Here is a 20,761-nt window from a genome sequence, read left to right on the forward strand (position 1 = left end):
TTAAATTTTCATATTTTAAACAAATATACTTTATCGAAAGTATAAGTATCTCCTTTTATCAACGTAAAAGCTTCCGGTTTATCCTGAGAATTGGTATCAAAAACAGTTTCATCCTCCACTTTTGTAGAGATTTTTTGGTGAACCGTTCCTGTAAGCCCCGAGAAGAAAATAATATCCTGGTAATAGACACCGGTAGGAAGCCCTTTAACGTTATAATCCATTCCATAGCTGCGGGAATAGGTCATATATCCTCCCAATTCTACATCTAATTTAGCCTCCAGTTTAATGTTCGTAGGAGGAAATACCGGTAAAATCCGAAATGATTTTTCCTTTTTTATACTGAATCCTTTTAGAGAGGCCCCAGCTGCGATACCTACACCTGCCGTTAATTTCCCTGAAGTACTGTTAAGGCCATACAAAAAGTCTTTTACGAAGATTTTTTTTGATCCCAGGTTTATTTTCACATTAAACTCACAGAATACTTTTCCTTCAAACTCAAATTTCAGTTTGGTCTTGCCTAAAGTATCATCATCTAAAACTTTTTTTAATTTTTCGGTGATACCTTCCAGCTCAAGAAGGCTTACTTCTTTTTCATAAGAAACACCAATTAATGGATCAGCCTTACTATTTATTTCTATAACTCTGGATATTTTGCCAAGTGAAGATTCGAAATACATGCTTCTGTTTTCAGCTAATTTGGGATAAATTATCTCAAAGCCCCAATCATCAAGTTTGTCTACTGCTTTAAAAACTTTTCTGAACTTTTTGATTCTTCCAAAAGCTCCTTTACCGCGTGTAAACCATATTATTAAAAGAATAATTGCAATCTCGATGATATACATTATAATCAATGCTATTGCAGTAAGCATACGATTTTCATTCGTATAATCATAAGTTTTGGCTGGAGACTTTCTATTTTCTATATCTCCGAAATTATAGATAAAATGAAAACCCAATGCGAATTTATGAGTTTCTTCTTTTATGAATTCAAATATTTTATCAGATAGTTCATTGACCTCTTTTTTGGAAAACGCTTTAAGACTTTCTACACATTGCTGAATAGAAGCCATCGCCTCATCAAGCCATTCAAAATTATCAACAAGTTCGACAGGGACCCCGTTCCAGAAATAGGGCTGGGTATAGCTCATTCTGATATTCTGTGTAAGAACAGCATCAGGATAAGTGGTTAAAAGAAGAGTTGGTTTAGGTTCTTTCTTATCTGTTTTAGAATAGTATGCACATGAGTTAATGAAAAACTGGTGGGTAAATCTGCTTCCTAAAAAAAATGAGTATAAAAAGTCACTGAGCTTAGGAGCTGCACTGTATACCTTATAATTTATGGTATTGGATCCCTCTTTCAGAGGAAATGTTTTTTCAGATTTAAAACCATCTATCACTTTCATTTCCCATTTATGTTTTTCCGGGTGATGATAACATCCTTTTCTGGAAAAACCTTCAATAGTGATGGGTGCAGGTAATGCTTTATCTATATCCGGAGCGATCATGGAATATTCTATTGGTAATGCATCTTTATCGCTGATGAGAAACTTGATGGTCGTTCTCCGGTTAAGTTCATGCATTTTTTCTGATATATTGGCACCGGCATGCAGTGGAAGGGTTTTCCCATACCCTTTAGCATGGATTCTTCCGCGGTCTACTCCTTTTTTAACAAGATAATCCACAACAGACTTCGCCCTCCTCTCGGAAAGTGCCATATTGTATTGGTCGGTTCCCCTGATATCCGTATGAGATCCTAATTCAACAGGAACGTAAGGCATCAGCTTCGTGAGAAACTGTACAATTTCATCTAAAACAGGTTTGGCATCGGATCTGATGTTCGACTTGTCATAATCATAATTAATGTCCCGGATCGTATAGAATTTACTGGTAGGATCCATTCTATTAATGAATTTACCTTCATTGAAAAGCTCTATTGTTTTATTCCTTTCTGAAAGTTTGATCACTTTGAAACGGCACGTGGATATAGAGTCTACTTTCTTCTCTAACTCTCCTACTTTGACTGGTGCATTATTATTGAGGATCTTTATATCTGTTCTTACGGGAACCATATTGTTTTTAACTCTTAAAAAACGTCCATGGATATCCTGTTTAGCTGTATCTAAAACATAATTTTTCCCATTTCGAACCCTGATGTAAAACTTATGACTGAATTCTCCCTTCTTCCATGAATGCTGAATGGTAAAATCTGTATTAATTTCGCCCTTAATAACCAAAGCTTCTTTTTCGAAGACCTTTGTGAGTTTATCATCGGCTTTAGGATCATATTTACTGTCAAAAACACTTCGTTTTGCTTTATCCAGGGTAATTTCGTCATTTAACCAATATACTTCTATCGTCACCCAATTACCGTTAAGCCCTTCCGTTTCAAGTCCTAAGAATACATTATCACCAAATGAGAATTCATTTTTTCTCATATCTTCACCGTCATTCTTTACACACCACTTACTCTTGTTAATAAGGGGTTCGCTTTTCCCTCTCACATAGATTCCAGATTTGAAATCGCATTTTCCAGAAAGGCTGGCTTCTAAATAATAGGTGTATGAACCACACAGATTTTTAGGAATTGATACTTTAAACCTTCTTCCGGGTTCTTTTTTGAGGATCTTTTTATCCGGACTGTACCAAAACCATGTGACAAGGCCTTTTTTCTCGGCATCTGAAGTATCTTTCAACCAATTCTCAACAACAATACAAGCTTCTGTGCCAGCCACCAATACAACACTTTTTGTGAGGGAATCCTCTGCTCCGTAATATTTTCCGGCAATCATCCGTAAATTCTTGACTCCTTTTGCCATATTATTCTGTTTTAATGGTTACTCCTTCATCGGTAGCTTCTTCCTTCCCTATACTTTCTATATCTACCAAAGGATTGATCTGCTGCTGAACATCTTTATCAGCGTTTTTGAAATTTTGAGGGCTGGCTTCTGCTCTCTGCCCGTGGTCTATGATTTCAATACACGGTGTTCCGGCAATGGCACAGATAGCCTTGCTAGTTTCCAGAATGATATATCCTCCGTTATTAAGCTGAACTTTTTCATAAAAATCTTTCCACTCGGTCACCATGATTTTGCAGGGTGGCGGCGGTACAATTTTCATACAGTTACCGAATGTATTCTTCTCAAATGTAGCCGCTCCAATTTCCTTTGTGGTCACAATTAATTTTTGTGAAGCATTTTTATCATTAGCGTATTCTTTCTGGTGTGAGAGTACTTTAAGCTTGTCCGGAAGCTGTCCGAACTGGCATTTGCACATAGCACCCTGTACTACAATATGTTTTTCTGCCATGGCTACAATTCTTTATTTGAGACAACTAGTCTGGTTAAATATTGATTCCCAAATTCAAGACGAACAAAAGAGGAATTCATTTTAAAAGTAACAACAGTTAATGCTCTGGCTGAATTTTCATCGGTATCTACCGTTGTCTGATAGAGCTGTGCATTGTACCGTGCAAATTTTTGCTTACACTCAGAGGGTGAGCTGTCATTGAATACTAAGCCAAATGGCAATCCTGAAACGCTTTCTGTCCCATAATACTGAATGGCATAGTACTCTTCCCCGCCATTCATATTGGCATGAATCATATTAAAATCTTCAAAATCCCAGTTGGAATATTTCCCGCCTTTGCAATCTTTGCATTCCAATTCACTTGGACTTGTCTGTAAAAGCTTTGTAAAAGTTCCTGATGTGGCAGGTAATGCGACAAATTGTTTTTTACTAAATAGACTTTGCAATTTTTTAGATACAGTCTTTTTTTGAGTGGTTTTTGCTTCAAAGGCAGCTATCTGAGCAGTTGCCTGTGCTTCGGTTTCCTCATCTGTGGACGAAGCGTCAACAGCTACCAGATCATTTGAATGTTCTGTTGGTTTGTGGTTTAATAGAAATTCTTTGATCTCTTTCTCAAGTTTGCCTGTGGATTTGGTGAGTTTTGTATCCACTTCTTTTTTAGACCAGCTGTCCGGCACTACTTTTTCAAGAAAAACGGTGATTTTCGTACTTTTAGCAGAAACCTTTTTCATATTGATGTTCCAAACTGCCTGCTGGATAAATTGTTTAGGCTTTGCTCCGGTTTTCAACGCCAAATCCAGATAAGGATTTTTTTGAGTTCCTTCATATTTCAAATCATAAAGCTCAACAGTCGTTGAGAAATCCGTGTCTGATGCGGCAGCGGCTTTAGCTTCATCTTTTGTGAAATCATTTTTAAAATCAAAAATGGAATTCTGCAAGGTTTGGATGTCTTTCGGAACATTAAACTCCACTTTTTGCCCAAAATACAGGCCAAAGCTTAATAGAAAGATCAATATGGATAATTTGTGATTGGATTTAATTTTCATTTTTTACGTTTTTTCTATTACTCTGTCAGAGTCGCAATGACTACTGATATTTTTTTTTCTTTTTCAAGGTCTATACTGCATTCCAAATACAATGATTCTGACAGCAAAGTTTCTCCGTTCAGATAATATGCCAATCTGAAACTTCCTTTATGATTCATTTCCGGATGATCTTCAATAATAAACGAAAACGGAGCTCCATTGATAAAATCATAGATGGTCCTTTCATCGTTTAAGATTCCTTCTCCTTTTATATTCACCAGGTCATATTCATCTTTCAGTGGGTCGATTTCTAATTTTATTTCATAATTCGGTTCTACAGGATTGTTCACAACAGGGAAACTGTCCACTATATCCGTTTCATAATTCTGTCCGAAACTCTTATATATACCAAAAAATAAGGTCCTGATGAAATAATCATTTTTGAGATAGAGACTAATTGCATCAGGTTCGTATATTACTTTTTCTATCTTTTCGCAGTAGCTGTCTACCGTTTCTCCTTCGAATTCTTTATAAACCTCTTCCTTTACGGCAGGCCATCTTTCTTTAAACACAGAAAGATTTTCTACATCATTAAATTTTCCCTGTTCATCCACACTGATCTGTAAAGGATATAAGACTTTTGAAGTTTTGTAGGCCAATAAATCAGCTATTTCATTGACTTCTTCTTCGTTCAGATACAAGTTTGAGATTCTGTCTATTTCAAAAAAATGAAACTTCCCCTCCTTTTTCAGCCAACGTACTGATGTTTCATATTTCAGTTCGTTTTTGTACTCCCCATTTTCAATGGTGATTGTAGTTCCATATCTGCTGAACGAGTTTTCCGGCTGGAAAACCAAACTGTTTACCCTGCCGAATTTTACCAATCTGCTTTTATCCGTTACAACAGTTCTGGGAAGAAAAAGTTCTTTCTGACCTGTAAGCTCAATCAGAATCATGTCCTTTACGTTACTGTGGTTATTATGAAATAACTTTAAAGCTTCAGGATCTAAGCCATATAACAAGCTTATGCTTTTTAAGCTCTCTCCTTTCTGAACGGTATGTATATTAAATTTCTGCATAAAAATAATCCGGCATTCATGTTATCTCTCAGGATATCTATTTAATTCTTTATATAAATTAGCAGGATGATACCTGAGAATATCGATCTTATTGCCAGGTGTTTATAGACAAGAAAAAGGATTAATGAAGCACTCTTACCCTGTCCGATGTTGGATCCATTCCGATTCCTTCTCTTCTGGCTGAACGGTGCAGGTAATCATGTCGGAGGTCTTTCAGGTCATCCTGTTCTTTCATTTCTCTCTGATAGTCTGCATATTTCTGTTCCGGTATTGAAGCTCCGCCGTATGAGGTTTCAATATCCTTATACCTTTTATAGATATACGGTTTTCCATCTCCCATTGCATAAGGTCTTAAACGGTTTTTTACCCTTACCAATAACTCATCAGATGAAATGGAATATTTTTCGTCGGTAATTTTTTTTAAGGTCAGGGGAACTGTTTTCTGAACCCCATATTCCGCCATGAAATGTAAAGGGATATAGCTGTATGCTTTTTTTACCATCTTCCGTTCTCCTCTTAATGACAGGTAAAAGCCGGGAGTAATGGTAAGTTCCTCATCTCTATACCAGTATTCTGCTATAAGCTGGCTTCTCAATGCCTTTAGTTTAGCACTGGTTGTCCAGGATGTTTCAAGTTCTTCCCAGGTTTCCGGCCCGTCTTCATAAGCTCCTCCAACATCGCAGTGCACGCCGGGAAATGTTTTTTCTATGCCTACATGCACATTCGTAAGGTCAAAATTTTCCCTATGCTCATTTTCTGCAACAAAATGAATAACAGTTTGCGCTCTTCCAATATCATTAAGACTAAGTTCTTCCACATCATTGTGAAAGTTTGGTGTGGCAGAAAAGTTTTTAGAATAAGAGGAAACAGTATCATAAATTCCCAGAAACCTGACTTTCAGTACATCTACTGTAATTCCGGCTTCCTGTAATTTAAGTCCCAAATGTCCCCACTTCGGAAGTTCTTCGCCTTCCACTCCTGTACCATCGCTGTCGTAACGGGAGGTGACGGTCATTCCTTCATGTGAAATGGTTGTTGTAGTTGCTTTATATTTTGATTTGCCTATTTCGTGGACGAAATTACGAGCCGCAGCGGCACCACGGCTGAATCCGAAAACATCAAAAGTAAGAACAGCAATTTTATCAGCTTTTTTAGCGCTTTTGATATTTTTTACTTTTTTCACGATCTCTTCACATCCTTTCCTCACTTTACTTCTGATTCCGGTAGCACCTGTTCCGAAGGCGTAACCAAGCATAGAATCTTCTTCCTTATCTTGCGTTCCAATCCCTTCTATATAAATCCCGAAGTTTTTATCATAATTGTCCCACAAACGTGCTACATTGCTCCAATCATTATTATAACTGTTGTTATCAGTAGGTGATCCACCATTTTTCTTATATTCAGGGGTTTTCTCCCTTCTTTCGATGGTATTGGTCTTATTATTTAAAGTTCCGTCAAAAAACATCCCAAGAGTAATGTCTAACACCTCCTCTTTGGATATTTCCGGGGTATAATCTCCAAATTTATTATTGTGCATCGTTCTTATATATTATTTTGACATACTTATAAATACTGCCTATTCTATTTTACGTGATACTCTGATCTTTGCCTTGGTAACAGGGAGCTCTTCTTTTTCACTTTTTAATGATACTGATGCGCCGGAATTATCTGCATTCACTTTGATCATAAAATCTATATTTTTTTCTGCTCCAAGTTTCTGAAACAATTCAAAAATTTCTTTTTCATCAAAAGAATCGATCCATACGGCATATCTGTTTTTATTCTCATCCCTCCAGTAGAAACCACAGAATTTTGGAACTGCTCTTTGCTTATAAGTATCATTAATCAGGCTTTCTGCAAAAAGATTTTCCTGCTCTCCGTTATAATTGGTCATTCCGAAATCTATCCATTCACTGCCTTCCGGAAGAATTACTGCAGGTTTCCAGTTATATTTTTTTCTGTATACATCATAGATATCTGCAGCGGGATAACCTTCTTTTTCTATTTTAGCCCTGATTTCGGGTTTAAATGTTTCATAGAAAGGATCTTTCAGCATTCTGTCTGCAAAACCTTCTTTTAGCATATATTGAGCATTTTCGTATGCTTTTTCTTTGGTGATAATGGTATCATGAGCCTGGAAAACGCCTACTTCTTTCTGATTTCCCGGACCGTTGATCCACAAAACCACTCTTCCTTTGGGGGCAAGTCCTACAATAAAATTGCTGTAGGTCGTTTTTTTTTTACCATTATCCTGATCTGTAAAACCTTTATCAAAAAGATCTTTTATTTTTTCTTTATCCAGATCCCATTTTCCGGTATAAAATTTATTTTCTACCAAAGAGTACCAGGTAAACTCAAGTTTATTGGGAATATCCATCTTGCTGGTTTCTACACTCATTGTTCCACCCTCATTTCCCCAGCCTGTATTCTGTGTACCCCAAATAGCATCAAAACCATAGGTGAAATCATCTGCAATGATGGCTCCTTTATAAATTTCCATCGGATATTCCTGTGGTGCAGAGACGGTCCCCAGCCAGGTATATTTTTGTTCCATTTTTGTATTTTGACAATTAATTAATGAGAAACTACCAGCAATAAAAAGAATCAGAATTCTTAGTTTACTTGTTTCCATGGGACATTATTTTCTTATTGCTTGCCAAAACAAGATTGTTTTTCTGAGCTTCAACATTAATTTTCTGAGCAATTTTCTCAACCTTTTTGCCAACATTCAGATGATAAGAGTCGGTGACTTTTATCTGTATATTTTTAGCTGTTTTAATGATCGCCATATCAGAAAAGTTTAGATTTTTCAGCACTGTTAAATTCTACAATCTTGCCGCTCTGCATCGTCATGTTTTCCAGCTCGCTGAACATAGATATTTCTCCGGCTATTTCATTAGAGGTCTCAGACTGTCTTTTGAATTCTTTTTCCACCATTTCCGTTCTGGTGTCTGAAGATTCCCGGATATCACCGGAAGCAGTCTGAACGATATCTTTTCCGGCTGTGGAAATAATACTGTCATTGGCAGAAGTATTGATTCCTGCTCCGGCACTGATGGAAATTTCTTTTCCTGCAGTGATGTTGATATTATCTCCGGCATTCAGGGTGAAATTCTTAGGGGCTTTCATGCTGATATTTCCTGCACCGTCCATAAAATAAATGTTTCCACTGGGATCCATAATTTTTACGCTTCCTTCTTCATCATTCATCAAAATCCTGATCCCGCTTCTGGTCTGAATCGATTTCAGGTGATTATTGATTCCGCCACCCAGGGCTACTCCTCCATGGAACATTCCTCCCATAACAAAGGGCCTGTCGGGATGGCTGTGAACGAAATTGACCATCACCTGGTCTCCTACTTCGGGAATGGCTACATATCCTCTGTTTTGCGTGATCTGATCGGTTCCTCCCGCATCAGGGCTCATCATTCTGATAAAATGGGTGGTATCGCTGGTCTGCCAGTCAAACTGAACCTGTATCCTGCCCTGTCCTTCCGGATCTGTATTGGATATAACCACTGCAGTCTGGGGGTCAGCTTTAGGGATTTTATACTCCGGTCTCGGCAGGAATCCTGTATCTGCTGCTATTCCTATAAAACTTCCTTTATAATGTCCTATCGTATCAATCTCATGTTCAGATTCTGTGATCATAATTCTGGTAAAATAAGAGGTCTCATTGGAGTCCGGCTTCCGCATCTGAACATCGGCAATACATCCGGGATGAAGGAAAGGAACGGAAGTATTTCCTGAGATGGAAAAGACATTCACGGCCTCACTTCCTGAAGCGCTTTTCTGGGAATATTCAACATCAAGGTGAGTTGAAGCTTTAATTGGTGCTACTTTTAGCGCAGGAGTTTTGTAAATATTATTATTGTGATCGTAAGCTGTTTTTGCCAGATCGCTTACATGCTGAATAGGTGTAGATCCGGAAGTAAGCTTTTCATCTTTACTACTATTATACCCATAAAACTGGGGCTTTATGTGAGCTGCTTTCAGTTCAACTTTAATATCATTGGCACTGCTTCCGTAAGTTAGTGTAATGGGTTTATTTTGGGGCGGTAGTTTTCCAAAATGCAGGACCTCGCCGTCATAAAAGAACTGTTCACCATAGGCCTCAGCCATTCTTGCCAGGTAATTATAATGGGTTTCGTCATACTGGCTGCTGTAGATAATCTGTGAAAAATTATTAGCATCTACCCTGATATCAAAACGGCCTCTATCAATTCCCTGCTTGATAACCTCTTCAGCAATGATTCCCATATTCACAGGCTGGCTTCCTCCAAAGCTCTGGATATGCGAGGCGCCATCCAACAAAATGGTTGGACTGAAGCCTGTAAGCACAATATTCCCCAGGCTCATTTTTTCCTGGCTGAATCCTACTCCGGTTATGATTCCCACAAAGGTCCTCTCCGGACTGTTCTCTATATCTTTATAGGAAATAACTGCCGTAAGCCGTTTTCCAAGGAATTTATTAGCATCTTCCAGGGAATGGGTCTGGCGGTCACCCAAAGCATCATGGGCTAAAGTAAGTGTGAATTCATGATGACGCTGAGTGCTCTGCTTAAGTTTAAAATGCTTATAAAACTTTATAATTTTTCCTTCTATAACCAAGGAAAGTTTTACAAGACGGTTGATGCCTGTATGATGATTCTCCGATACGCCGTCTGCATTCTGTGCCGGACGAAATGCCGCTCCTTTTGATTTTTCAGGTGTAGTTGACATATTTTATAAAGTGATTTGTGTTAAAATGTGGATATTATTCATCCAATCGGGAATTTTTGAAAATACACAAAAACTCCTTGCAGAATAATAGCATTCACAACAGGTAAAAAAAGACCGTCTTGAGGGACAGTCTCTTTGTATTGGTACTATTCGGAGTCTAGCTTAAAGGCCAGAATCCATCATAAAGTGAGTTTCCATAAGTAATGCTTTCTGCGCTTATTACAAAGCTTACCAGCATACTGTTGCTATCTACAGCATCAAAATCCACTTCATGCTGGATCACATATCCGTTTTCCCATTTCAGGGTGATCAGTGTTCCTTCTTCATGAGATTTATTGAAAGTAACCTCACCATTGGTCGGTTTATATTTCCCGTTCAGTAAACTTTCAAGGATATCAGATTTTTCAGTTGCTTCTACTGTTACTTTGATTAAAGCGTTTGACGGATCTGACGCTACACGTCCTGAAACATCTGTAGATCTAGATACACTATAATTAAGTTTTAAAAGTTTTTGTCCTTCTCCTCCATTGAATTTTAAGATTCCTCTTGAATTTCCTGCCATATTCTAATATTTTAATCATTAATGATTACTCTATTCATAAAGTTTGTCTAACAAAGATATACTTCATGCTCTAATTTAAAAAGTTTTTATCTAACAGTTTCATATTTTGTAGTAATTCTACGACTTTTTTTCTGTCATTTCTATATACCCATTGAAAATATACATCATTTTTTAAATGTATTTTCTAATGAGAATGAATGTAAAAGTGTTTATAATAGTAAGATACAATCATCATAATGAGATTTATTATTACTATAATCATTAGCAAACTCCCGTATTTTCTTTTTTTATCTACAAAACTCAGCCCTAACAAAAACAGAAACAGCAGCAGTGTATAAACAGCCGGATAAAGATGAAAAGCTTCTGAAAACTTTCCTTCAAAAACAAGTACTACTGCTCTCTGGGCTCCACATCCCAGGCATTCAATTCCTAAAAATTTTCTGCTTGGGCAGGTCAGCATAAAGTCTTCAATACTCATCTTGAAATTTACGATGAAATTTTCGCTCTTGTATATTGGTGGGGAAAGAAGCAATCTTCTTTCTTTTCAAATGACCCCTGAACAGCAATATATGGGTTTCTTAAGATTTCTCTTGCTACAAATATCAGGTCTGCATCACCTTTTTGCAGGATTTCCTCTGCCTGATCTGTTGTGGTGATCATTCCTACAGCTCCGGTTTTCACATCTGCCTCATTTTTTATCTGGGACGAAAAAGGAACCTGATAACCATTGAATACGGATATTTTTGCCCCATGGATATTTCCTCCGCTTGATACATCTACCAGATCTACGGAATGTTCTTTCAAAACTTTGGCTAATTCGACACTGTCATTGATATTCCATCCGTTGTCAGCGTATTCAGTTCCGGAAATCCTTACAAACAGTGCTGTATTGTCATCTAAATATTCATTAACAGCGTCCACAATCTCAATCAGGAAGCGAATCCGGTTTTCAAAACTTCCTCCATATTCATCTGTACGGATATTAGAAAGCGGTGACAAAAACTGGTGGATAAGATATCCATGCGCTCCATGAATTTCTATAATGTCAAACCCTGCTTTTACAGCTCTTTTGGCAGCTTCTTTAAAATTCTGCACCTGCTCTTTAATTTCTTCAACCGTAAGCACATGGGGAATTCGTTCGGAAGGATGATAAGGAATAGCACTTGGAGCAATAGTTTCCCAACCTTCTTCAAGCGGGATCTGCAGGTTATTCCAGGTGGAACCTTTTCTTCCGGCATGAGCGAGCTGAATCCCAATTTTGCTTTCTGAACGTAAATGGACAAAATCCACAATTTTCTTCAGTTCATCAGCCTGCTGATCATTCCAGATTCCCATACAGTGGTTGGTAATTCTTCCGCGCGGCTCTACTCCGGTGGCTTCTACCATAACCAGACCTGTTCCCCCCTGTGCACGGCTTCCGTAGTGTACAAAGTGAAAATCATTGGCCATGCCATTATCACTGGAATACATGCACATGGGAGACATTACCCACCTGTTTTTTAATTCTATATTTCTGAATGGTATTGATGTATATAGCATCTTATTTTTTTGAATTTTTAATTTAACAATGAATAAAAAGATATTGCCTAACTGATTAAAAAGAGGTACATTTGGCCCCCTTTTTTAGTTGTACTAATATATGAAAAAAGACCTACAGATCAGTTACGAGCATTTTAAAAATAGCAGTGACCTGAACGATATAGAGAAAAAATTATTCAAAAGAGCTAAAGAGGCACGTGAAAATGCCTATGCTCCTTATTCCAACTTCCTTGTGGGGTGCTCTGTTTTACTGGAAAATGGTGAAATTTATTCCGGAAACAACCAGGAAAATGCGGCCTACCCTTCAGGATTATGTGCGGAAAGGACAACTCTTTTCTGGGTAGCAGCAAATTTTCCGGATGTAAAAGTAAAGAAGATCTTTGTAGTGGGAGGGCCTAAGGAATTCCATGAGAAAAATCCTCCGATTCCACCGTGTGGAGCCTGCCGACAAAGCTTAATAGAATATGAGACGAAACAGCATGAGAATATTGATCTTTATTTTTCAAGCATGAATGATGAAGTGGTGAAGGTGCATTCAATCAAGGATCTGCTGCCGTTTTATTTCGATTCTACGTTTTTGTAAAGACAGAATTTGTGAATGGTGAATTTTTGCTTTGCTAGTGAATAGTGAATTTAAAAGAATGTGCTTTTAGTTTAAAGGATTATTGAAATTTATTCATTTAAAAAATTTCGTTACTGAGCAAAAATCCACCGTTCACAATTGACTTTCAAAATTGAATTTTTTGCCTTTTTGTACAATTGATTTAAAAACATATCTTTGCAAAAATTTTGGTTTCCAGCATTTTGGAAATAATAGGGAATTGGGTGAAAGGCCCAAACTGTCCCCGCAACTGTAAATCGCAATAAGAAATTCTGCAAAAAACCACTGTTCATACGGGAAGGTGCAGAAAGCGAAAGTCAGGAGACCTGCCAGAATTATAACTAAAAAACACATTACTTTCGGAGGAAAAGTAAAATAGTATGGATATAAAAAGGTCTTTATTACTGCTCTGTTCATCGTATGGCAGCTTTCTTTTGGGACAGGAGAAAGCAGTTGACACCATTTACATTTTCGATAGCCAAATGAGTAAGGCAAAACTTTTTCATCCGGTACGAAGCCTTACCCCAAAAGATGTTGAAAAAAACTCAACGAATCTTTCTGAACTTTTACGCTTTCAATCTTCTATTTATATTAAAGAAAACGGACGTGGCGCTGTTTCTTCCCCTTCATTCCGTGGAACAACTGCTCAACAGACTGCATTTGTATGGAACGGGATCAACATTAATTCCAGCTTTTTAGGTCAGGGAGACGTTAATAATATTCCATTGTTTGGTTATGATCAGATTGATATAAAAGCGGGCGGAGGAAGTGTTATTTATGGAAGCGGAGCTATCGGAGGAAGTATTCATTTAAATAATATTCTAGATTTCAACAGGGGTTTTAAAGCTTCGGTTTATTCAGAAGTCGCTTCTTTTGATACTTATAATAATTTCGCACAGGCTTCTTTCAGCAATGATCAATTAAGTGTGAAGGTTTCGGGAAGTTATTTAACGAGTCAAAATGATTATAAGGTTCCTGAATTTGTTGTGGGAAGTACAGGATTCCATAATACTAACGGAAGATATTATAATACTTCTGTAAATATTGGAGCTTCTTATAAGATTGCCGATCATCAGACCATTTCATGGCAGAACCAGATGTTTGATGCATCACAGCACTATCCTGTTTTTGAACAAAATTACAATAGAACGAAATACAATGCGCAGACTTTAAGAAGTCTGATTGCATGGGATATTCAAAAAAGCAATATTTCCAACAGCTTAAAAGCAGCTTATACGGAGGACAATTTTCAATATTTTTCAGATATCAATCTCCCTAAATCAAGTGGTGCAGCAGGAAAGAACTACATTTTCAAAGATGATTTCAACTATTTCATCACTCCCAAGATTAATATCAATGCTATTGGAGAGTTCCAGGTCAATAAAGGTAAAGGCTATGAATCAGGAATTGGATCTATCAGCAGAAATGTGGGATCTTTAGCCGGTTTGATCAGGTATTTTGCCACGAAAGATCTTCGTTTTGAAGCAGGAATCAAGAAAGATTTTGTGGAGGATATATCTTCTCCGCTGCTTTATTCTTTTTCCGGAAAATGGGATGCTGTGAAATGGTATCATGTAGGGGTAAATTTTTCAAGAAACTTCAGATTTCCTTCATTTAATGATCTTTACTGGCAGCCGGGCGGAAACCTGGATTTACTTTCTGAGACTTCCATGAATATTGATATGAACCATGAGTTCAGTCTGGGAGATTTTAAAATTACATTAAGTCCGTATTATATGGACGTCAAAAATCTGATTACCTGGCTTCCTACACCGTATGGATATTGGGCGCCAGTCAATACCTACCGATCTGAATCTTATGGTTTGGAATCGCAGATTACCTGGAACAAAAAGTTTGGGAAACATGCTTTGAGACTGGATGGAGGCTATACGTACTCAAAATCAATCAATAAGGACACTCAAATGCAGATGATGTATGTTCCTGTACACAAAGCTGTCGGAAATATAGAATACGGGTATTCTTTCTTTAAGCTTTATGTACAAGGGCTGCTCAACGGTCTTACCTATACTTCTACGGATGAGAACAGATCTACAGCTATTGATCCTTATTTTATTTTAAATACAGGAATTTCTGCCGCTCTTTTTAAAAAGTACACGTTAGGATTTAAGGTAAACAACCTTACCAATACTGTTTATCAAACGGTATCTCTTTACCCGATGCCGAAGAGAAACTACAGTATTTATGCAACCATTAATTTTTAAACTTAAAATATTATGAAACTGAACAAAATTCTACATTTTCTTTTTGCTTTTGCACTTCTTTTGGGCATTGTGTCCTGTAGCAGCGACAGTATTGAAGAGCAGGAAATATTCTATGGCAATGGCTATTTAATCGCTAATGAAGGGACTTTCGGTAAACCTGAAGGTGATGTAACTTTCGTAACGGCAGATTTAAACATGAAACAGGATAATATTTTCTCTCTTAACAACGGAGGTGCGAAATTAGGTGATGTTTTGCAGACGATTGCTTTCAACGGTGAGAATGCTTACCTGCTATTGAACAACTCTAATAAAATTCAAATCGCAAACCGTTATAATTTTAAAGCAAATGGCGAAATTACAGCAGAACTTAATACACCCCGTTATATGGCTTTTGCCAACAACAATATTTATGTAACAAATGATAAATATCTAGGTGACAAGTTTGTAAGCATCTATAAGCTTTCTGACCGTTCTTTTATTAAAAAAATCCCGTTCACTGATGCTGTTGAAAGAATAGTAGAGGCCGGAAATAATATTTTCGTGCAGAACGCATCATTCGGTTTTGGAAATAAGATCACGTACATCAATACTTCTACGAACAACGTTCAGTCTACGATCACTTTACCAAGCGGAAATATCAATAAGATCATATCTAATAACCAAAATGTTTATGCTATCGCTGCGGGAACTGCCGATTCTTATATCTATCAGATCTCCAGCACAGGAAGCATTACGAAGACCACTACTTTAACAGGTATTGCCAATGCTACCAATCTTGAAATTTCAAACGGTAAGTTTTATTTCTCTTCAGGAAAAAATGTATATGCAATGGATATGAGCGCTACAGGGGTACCTACATCACCTCTATTTACGGTAGCGAACAGTGTTGATAATTTTTCTGCTTTATATGGATTCAGTGTAATTAATGACAAGATTTTCACTTCGGATTCCAACGGATTTACACAGGCCAGCAAAATTGTGGTGTACAGCGCTACTACAGGAGGGATCATCAGATCATTCACTGCAGGTATAGGCTCAAACTCAGTTTACGCAAACTAAGAAACTAATACTTCGGTATTATCTATAAATTTTTTATTTTTTTTCATCATTTGTGTTTTTTCCGGCCGCTTCTTCGAAGCGGCCGGATTTATTTACGGAACAAAAATGCTTCGGCGGGACTTTGTCCCGCCGAAGCATTTTTACTATAAGTTTTTAACTTAATTATATTTTAGTCCGAGCTTTTCAGCTTCAGCAATGACAAACTTTTCAGCTTCTTCCTTATCATTAAGGATCTCCCCTTCCAGAATGGCTTCTTTTACTTTCTCTTTCAGGATTCCGATCTCTTTCCCCGGTTTAAGATTAAACATCTGCATAATCTCTTCTCCGGTAATGGGCGGCTGGAAATTACGTACCTGATCCTTCTCTTCTACCTCCTTTATTTTCACGGCAACATATTCGAAATTCTTTTTGAATCGTTCCTGCTTTTTGGAATTCTTGGTTGTAATATCTGCTTTACATAAAGTGAAAAGGTCCTCAAGATTTTCTCCGGCATCAAATAATAGTCTTCTCAGTGCAGAATCTGAAGCATCATCAGTGATCAGCGCAATCGGGCGTGAGGAAAGTTTTACCATTTTCTGAACATATTTCATGTCGCTTCCCAACGGCTGTTTCAGCCTGTGAAAAAGGGTTTTCACCATTTTTGAACCTAAAAACTCATGCCCATGGAAAGTCCATCCCGTTCCTTCCACAAATTTCTTGGTTGGCGCTTTACCTATATCATGCAGCAATGCCGACCAACGCAGCCAAAGATTGTCTGTATTTTCAGAAATATTATCAACGACCTCTAAAGTGTGATAGAAATTATCTTTATGCGTCTGTCCTTCTACTTCTTCCACTCCTTTCAGCTCGATCAGTTCGGGAATAATCAGCTTCAGAAGACCTGTCGCTTCCATTAATCCCAGTCCTACAGATGGTTTTTTAGACATCATGATTTTGTTGAACTCCACCATTATTCTTTCCATAGAAACGATCTTGATCCTTTCTGCTTCCTGCTTAATGGCGTTCAGAGATTTCTCTTCTATGATAAAATTCAAGGTAGATGCAAAACGAACAGCTCTCATCATTCTTAAAGGATCATCAGAGTAAGTTTGGGCAGGTTCCAAAGGTGTTCTTAAAATTCCTTTTTCAAGATCTTCAACTCCATTGAAAGGATCTATAAGTTCACCGAAATTAGCCTTATTTAAAGAAATCGCCATTGCATTAATGGTAAAATCTCTTCTCTTCTGGTCATCTTCCAGTGTTCCTCCTTCTACTTCAGGCTTGCGGCTGTCCTCCGTATAACTTTCTTTTCTGGCACCTACAAATTCCAGCTCAAGATCTTTATATTTGATCATGGCTGTTCCGTAAGTTTTAAAGACAGAAACTTTTAATTTGGGATCAATATCTTTTGCAACAGTTTGGGCAAGCTCAATTCCGCTTTGTTCCGTTACAAAATCGATATCGGTGGATGCTGCTCTCTTCATCAGGAGATCACGGACATAACCACCGACTATATACACGGACTGGTTATTTTTTTCCGCAGCATCAGCAATGATCTTGAATAATTTTAAATTTTTATTTTGAGTAAGATTAATTTTCATCTTTAAATAGATCGTCTTTTTCTAGTCTGTATTCCATTAATCGTAATGAGCATACATTTTATTAATTTTTCCTTCATCATCAAAAAACATCACCTCCACAGCATGTTTATCCATAATAGATTTATAAAATAAAGCCACTGAATTCACACCTGCTGTTGATTTGATCAATTCGAAATGCAGATCCGGGAATTTTTCCAGTGCTTTTTTCCAATATTCACGAACTGCAGTTTTTCCTTTTAATGTGCTTTCTTTTCCTTCCGTTGCCAGCGAAATCATTGGTGTAATCACTTCAATATCTTCTGCATAATGGGACAATATATCCTCAAGATCATGAGAATTCCAGGTAAGGATCCATTCTTCAGCAAACTTTTGGTGGTTCATGACAGGTCTTTTATCAGTTGAAGAATGCAAAGATAGAAATTAAAAAAAAGAAATCCTGCCGATATACATTGACAAGATTTTAAAATGAAGGAATTAGTATAGAATTTTATTCTCGAAGAACCTTAATTCTGTTGTCATTCCATATTTTGATCACTGAAGACCCTGAGTATTTTGAAACTTTTTCCCGATCCTCTTCCACTGCATAATCAACCAGTTTAATCATTTCCGGTGAAATATCAGAAAATTTCAATGGACTTTTCTCACCGCTGAAATTGGCAGAAGTAGAAACTAAAGGCCTGTTCAGTTTAGTGATCAGTTTTCTGCAGAAATCAGTTTTTATCAGCCTGATGCCTATGCTGCCATCTTCAGCAAGCAATTCTTTCGGAAGCCCACGAGGGTTTTCATAAACAATAGTTACCGGTTTTTCGCTAAGGTCAATGATTTCCCATGCCATTTCCGGAACATCAACTAAATCCTGAAGCCTTTTTTCAGACTCCACCAGAATGATCATTGATTTGTTTTTTTCCCTTTTTTTGATGTCAAAAATTTTATTGACCGCTTCTATATTGGTGGCATCACAGCCTATTCCCCAGATAGTATCTGTAGGGTAAAGAATAGTTCCGCCGGATTTTAATATTTCAATAATGTTTTCCATAGTTCTACAGGTTTCAAAACCTGTGTATAAAGGTAAAAAAATGCGAAGGATCAGCCAAAAATATGGAATAAATGTTTTGTTTGGTGATTTTTTAGGTTTTGGCTAAAGCCTGGATCATTTTGTATCTTTTATTAAATGGGCTAAAGCCCATTCCTATTGAATATATTGGTATTATAGCTGAAACTCAGAACAAATAATAATGCTTGCTGAAATAATAGACAAAGTCTTTTATATTTAAGTGGCTATCTATAATACATACATAAAAAATTCAATAGAAACGGGCTTCAGCCCGTTTACAATAAGACATTCAGGGCAATGGCTTTAGCCAAACCCTATACAAAATTATTTTTCTCAAGAAACTCCTGATATTCATCTGAAAAACTTCTTTTCTGATGATGTTTCTCTTGATTTTTAATATATTCTCTCACAGCATCTACTTTCGATTCAGAGACTGAAACGGCGAAATATTCATCCTGCCATGAAAATTTATCTTGGGTAAGTTGGTTTTTATTAATCCAAAAAGAAGATTCTCCCTTTAGCAGTTGTACTACTTTTTCTACATTTTGACCAGATCCTAACGAAATCAGGCAGTGGCAATGGTCTGAATACCCATTAACCATATCTAAATAAATTCCTTTATGAGAAGCATTTTCCTTGATATGCTTCCACATTCTAACTCTAAGATCGAATGTATTCAAAAATGGGATCCTATTTTTCGTGGAAAAAACAAGATGGATATAGATTTTAATAAAAGACATTTGTGTTGTTTTAACCAAAAATAATATTTTTTATTTATATTTTGGCTAAAGCCATATTGGTATTATTTTCATAAAAAACGGGCTAAAGCCCGTTCCTATTGAATATCTATCTTTACAATTTATTAAAACACAGTCAAATTCTCTATATCCACCATCTTGATTCTTGACTCTTGATTCTTGGCTCTACAACATCTATTTCAATCCTGGCAAATACCTCTCTTTAATAATACTCAAATGATGATAATTGTGACCTACAATTAGTTTACCGATTGTTTCCACAGCCAGCTGATTTCCGTTGGCTATCCCTGTATTTTTTAGAACAGAAGGTTCAAGAGTTTCAATGAGGATTTGTGAAGACTTTCTTACAAGTTTATACTCTTCCAAAAGGGATTCTAATGATCTGTTATTGGCAAAAGAAGCCGCAGTATATTCTTCTTCATCAAAGCCTGGCAATTGGGCTTTATCTCCTCTTGCAAAGGCTAGAATTCTGTATTGGAATATTCTTTCAGTATCAGATAAGTGGAGCAAAAGTTCTTTCAGCGTCCATTTTCCTTCTGCGTAAGCGAAAAGAGACTGTCCTTCTGTAAGAGCAGCATATATTTCCACTGTTTTTTCTCCCGATATTTTTAATTCTCTGATCCAGTCCTCTGACGGGATCTGGTCCAGATATCTTTGTACATATTTTTGAAAATCAGACATATGTGTTTGAGTTATAGATTATGAGTAATAATAATGATTGATAAACGACAAATGATAATTAATAAGTGATTCGTTGAATAAAATTCACAATTCACTATTGACCATTTACTATTCTCTACTTTGTATCGTTTGTCCATTCATAGAAATTCACAGAGTCATAGAGTTCGAATCCGCAAGCGGGATATAACTGATTTCCGACATCGTTGCTTTTCCCTGTTTCAAGTAGAACACCGCAGGCATTTGATGATCTGCATAGCTCTTTGGCCTCTTCGATCAGTTCTTTGGAATATCCTTTTCCTCTATACTCTCCATTGACATAAAGATCATTCAGTAGCCAGTAGCGCTGCATTCTTGTGGATGAAAATATGGGATACAGTTGGACAAAGCCAGTCAGTTTACCATCTTTCTCTGCCACAAAAATTTCGGAATCTTTATTCTCTATTCTTTCTCTGAGAAAATTTTCAGCTGCTGGAATATCCGATTCTTTATGATAAAAAATCCTGTATTGGTCAAATAGTTCCGCCAACTGATTTAAATCTTCAAAAGTTGCTTTTCTGGTGTTTTTCATATGGT

Annotated in this window: 20 protein-coding genes and 1 riboswitch; of the genes, 3 read left to right on the plus strand and 17 right to left on the minus strand. The window is 37.0% G+C overall.

The window, feature by feature from the left end; translation table 11 throughout:
• Positions 1-8 precede the first annotated feature (8 nt).
• The 11 genes from QF044_RS12655 to namA form a co-directional block, all read right to left on the minus strand.
• Positions 9-2,816, minus strand: a complete 2,808-nt coding sequence (locus QF044_RS12655; RefSeq protein WP_307267766.1) for an OmpA family protein — start codon at positions 2,814-2,816, stop codon at positions 9-11.
• A gap of 1 nt (position 2,817) precedes the next feature.
• Positions 2,818-3,306 (minus strand): DUF4280 domain-containing protein, encoded by a 489-nt coding sequence (locus tag QF044_RS12660; RefSeq protein ID WP_307267770.1) that lies wholly within the window; start codon positions 3,304-3,306, stop codon positions 2,818-2,820.
• A 2-nt stretch (positions 3,307-3,308) separates the two neighbouring features.
• Complete coding sequence (locus tag QF044_RS12665; protein WP_307267771.1) at positions 3,309-4,352, minus strand: hypothetical protein; 1,044 nt, start codon at positions 4,350-4,352, stop codon at positions 3,309-3,311.
• A 17-nt stretch (positions 4,353-4,369) separates the two neighbouring features.
• Positions 4,370-5,410 carry a LysM domain-containing protein gene (locus tag QF044_RS12670; protein ID WP_307267774.1) on the minus strand — a complete coding sequence of 347 codons (1,041 nt, stop codon included), beginning with the start codon at positions 5,408-5,410 and terminating at the stop codon, positions 4,370-4,372.
• A gap of 121 nt (positions 5,411-5,531) precedes the next feature.
• Positions 5,532-6,947, minus strand: coding sequence for a DUF2235 domain-containing protein (locus tag QF044_RS12675; protein ID WP_307267776.1), 1,416 nt, complete (start codon positions 6,945-6,947; stop codon positions 5,532-5,534).
• Between the two features lie 39 nt (positions 6,948-6,986).
• On the minus strand, positions 6,987-7,964 hold the full coding sequence (locus QF044_RS12680; protein WP_307267778.1) for a DUF2931 family protein: 978 nt from the start codon (positions 7,962-7,964) through the stop codon (positions 6,987-6,989).
• Positions 7,965-8,028: 64 nt separating this feature from the next.
• A complete protein-coding gene (locus QF044_RS12685; RefSeq protein ID WP_157963379.1) occupies positions 8,029-8,199 on the minus strand; it encodes a hypothetical protein in 171 nt (56 codons plus the stop codon).
• 1 nt (position 8,200) lies between these two features.
• A complete protein-coding gene (locus QF044_RS12690; protein WP_307267779.1) occupies positions 8,201-10,132 on the minus strand; it encodes a type VI secretion system Vgr family protein in 1,932 nt (643 codons plus the stop codon).
• A gap of 157 nt (positions 10,133-10,289) precedes the next feature.
• Positions 10,290-10,694, minus strand: a complete 405-nt coding sequence (tssD, locus tag QF044_RS12695) for a type VI secretion system tube protein TssD (protein ID WP_307267781.1) — start codon at positions 10,692-10,694, stop codon at positions 10,290-10,292.
• A 184-nt stretch (positions 10,695-10,878) separates the two neighbouring features.
• Positions 10,879-11,172, minus strand: coding sequence for a DUF2752 domain-containing protein (locus QF044_RS12700; RefSeq protein WP_307267784.1), 294 nt, complete (start codon positions 11,170-11,172; stop codon positions 10,879-10,881).
• An 8-nt stretch (positions 11,173-11,180) separates the two neighbouring features.
• Positions 11,181-12,233 (minus strand): NADPH dehydrogenase NamA, encoded by a 1,053-nt coding sequence (gene namA / locus QF044_RS12705; protein ID WP_307267787.1) that lies wholly within the window; start codon positions 12,231-12,233, stop codon positions 11,181-11,183.
• A 100-nt stretch (positions 12,234-12,333) separates the two neighbouring features.
• Here namA and QF044_RS12710 point away from each other — a divergent pair, with 100 nt between their 5' ends.
• From QF044_RS12710 to QF044_RS12720, 3 genes are all read left to right on the plus strand, one after another.
• Entirely contained in the window at positions 12,334-12,816 is a 483-nt protein-coding gene (locus QF044_RS12710; RefSeq protein ID WP_307267790.1) for a cytidine deaminase, read from the plus strand.
• A gap of 190 nt (positions 12,817-13,006) precedes the next feature.
• A riboswitch (cobalamin riboswitch) is annotated at positions 13,007-13,183 on the plus strand.
• A 31-nt stretch (positions 13,184-13,214) separates the two neighbouring features.
• Positions 13,215-15,056 (plus strand): TonB-dependent siderophore receptor, encoded by a 1,842-nt coding sequence (locus QF044_RS12715; protein WP_307267793.1) that lies wholly within the window; start codon positions 13,215-13,217, stop codon positions 15,054-15,056.
• A 12-nt stretch (positions 15,057-15,068) separates the two neighbouring features.
• Positions 15,069-16,115 carry a hypothetical protein gene (locus QF044_RS12720; RefSeq protein ID WP_307267796.1) on the plus strand — a complete coding sequence of 349 codons (1,047 nt, stop codon included), beginning with the start codon at positions 15,069-15,071 and terminating at the stop codon, positions 16,113-16,115.
• Positions 16,116-16,273: 158 nt separating this feature from the next.
• Here QF044_RS12720 and QF044_RS12725 read toward each other — a convergent pair whose 3' ends face one another.
• The 6 genes from QF044_RS12725 to QF044_RS12750 all read right to left on the minus strand — a co-directional run bounded on the left by QF044_RS12725 (position 16,274) and on the right by QF044_RS12750 (position 20,756).
• Positions 16,274-17,695, minus strand: coding sequence for a CCA tRNA nucleotidyltransferase (locus tag QF044_RS12725; protein WP_307267799.1), 1,422 nt, complete (start codon positions 17,693-17,695; stop codon positions 16,274-16,276).
• 36 nt (positions 17,696-17,731) lie between these two features.
• Positions 17,732-18,076 (minus strand): nuclear transport factor 2 family protein, encoded by a 345-nt coding sequence (locus QF044_RS12730; RefSeq protein ID WP_307267802.1) that lies wholly within the window; start codon positions 18,074-18,076, stop codon positions 17,732-17,734.
• A 106-nt stretch (positions 18,077-18,182) separates the two neighbouring features.
• Positions 18,183-18,731 carry an L-threonylcarbamoyladenylate synthase gene (locus tag QF044_RS12735; protein ID WP_307267804.1) on the minus strand — a complete coding sequence of 183 codons (549 nt, stop codon included), beginning with the start codon at positions 18,729-18,731 and terminating at the stop codon, positions 18,183-18,185.
• Positions 18,732-19,063: 332 nt separating this feature from the next.
• Complete coding sequence (gene tnpA / locus QF044_RS12740; RefSeq protein WP_307267807.1) at positions 19,064-19,489, minus strand: IS200/IS605 family transposase; 426 nt, start codon at positions 19,487-19,489, stop codon at positions 19,064-19,066.
• 192 nt (positions 19,490-19,681) lie between these two features.
• The gene (locus QF044_RS12745) at positions 19,682-20,188 is read right to left on the minus strand and encodes a DinB family protein (RefSeq protein ID WP_307267809.1); all 507 of its coding nucleotides are present in this window, start codon (positions 20,186-20,188) and stop codon (positions 19,682-19,684) included.
• A gap of 115 nt (positions 20,189-20,303) precedes the next feature.
• Positions 20,304-20,756, minus strand: a complete 453-nt coding sequence (locus tag QF044_RS12750; protein ID WP_307267812.1) for a GNAT family N-acetyltransferase — start codon at positions 20,754-20,756, stop codon at positions 20,304-20,306.
• Between the last annotated feature and the right edge of the window lie 5 nt (positions 20,757-20,761).

The organism is Chryseobacterium sp. W4I1, assembly GCF_030816115.1.
In the GTDB taxonomy this organism is placed as follows: domain Bacteria; phylum Bacteroidota; class Bacteroidia; order Flavobacteriales; family Weeksellaceae; genus Chryseobacterium.

Coding starts and splice junctions, on each gene's coding strand:
- QF044_RS12735 (WP_307267804.1), bottom strand. CDS start 18,731: ATGGAAAACATTATTGAAATATTAAAATCCGGCGGAACTATTCTTTAC.
- QF044_RS12690 (WP_307267779.1), bottom strand. CDS start 10,132: ATGTCAACTACACCTGAAAAATCAAAAGGAGCGGCATTTCGTCCGGCA.
- QF044_RS12725 (WP_307267799.1), bottom strand. CDS start 17,695: ATGAAAATTAATCTTACTCAAAATAAAAATTTAAAATTATTCAAGATC.
- QF044_RS12710 (WP_307267790.1), top strand. CDS start 12,334: ATGAAAAAAGACCTACAGATCAGTTACGAGCATTTTAAAAATAGCAGT.
- namA (WP_307267787.1), bottom strand. CDS start 12,233: ATGCTATATACATCAATACCATTCAGAAATATAGAATTAAAAAACAGG.
- QF044_RS12700 (WP_307267784.1), bottom strand. CDS start 11,172: ATGAGTATTGAAGACTTTATGCTGACCTGCCCAAGCAGAAAATTTTTA.
- QF044_RS12670 (WP_307267774.1), bottom strand. CDS start 5,410: ATGCAGAAATTTAATATACATACCGTTCAGAAAGGAGAGAGCTTAAAA.
- QF044_RS12750 (WP_307267812.1), bottom strand. CDS start 20,756: ATGAAAAACACCAGAAAAGCAACTTTTGAAGATTTAAATCAGTTGGCG.
- tssD (WP_307267781.1), bottom strand. CDS start 10,694: ATGGCAGGAAATTCAAGAGGAATCTTAAAATTCAATGGAGGAGAAGGA.
- QF044_RS12715 (WP_307267793.1), top strand. CDS start 13,215: ATGGATATAAAAAGGTCTTTATTACTGCTCTGTTCATCGTATGGCAGC.
- QF044_RS12685 (WP_157963379.1), bottom strand. CDS start 8,199: ATGGCGATCATTAAAACAGCTAAAAATATACAGATAAAAGTCACCGAC.
- QF044_RS12680 (WP_307267778.1), bottom strand. CDS start 7,964: ATGGAACAAAAATATACCTGGCTGGGGACCGTCTCTGCACCACAGGAA.
- QF044_RS12730 (WP_307267802.1), bottom strand. CDS start 18,076: ATGAACCACCAAAAGTTTGCTGAAGAATGGATCCTTACCTGGAATTCT.
- QF044_RS12675 (WP_307267776.1), bottom strand. CDS start 6,947: ATGCACAATAATAAATTTGGAGATTATACCCCGGAAATATCCAAAGAG.
- QF044_RS12745 (WP_307267809.1), bottom strand. CDS start 20,188: ATGTCTGATTTTCAAAAATATGTACAAAGATATCTGGACCAGATCCCG.
- QF044_RS12660 (WP_307267770.1), bottom strand. CDS start 3,306: ATGGCAGAAAAACATATTGTAGTACAGGGTGCTATGTGCAAATGCCAG.
- QF044_RS12655 (WP_307267766.1), bottom strand. CDS start 2,816: ATGGCAAAAGGAGTCAAGAATTTACGGATGATTGCCGGAAAATATTAC.
- QF044_RS12665 (WP_307267771.1), bottom strand. CDS start 4,352: ATGAAAATTAAATCCAATCACAAATTATCCATATTGATCTTTCTATTA.
- QF044_RS12720 (WP_307267796.1), top strand. CDS start 15,069: ATGAAACTGAACAAAATTCTACATTTTCTTTTTGCTTTTGCACTTCTT.
- tnpA (WP_307267807.1), bottom strand. CDS start 19,489: ATGTCTTTTATTAAAATCTATATCCATCTTGTTTTTTCCACGAAAAAT.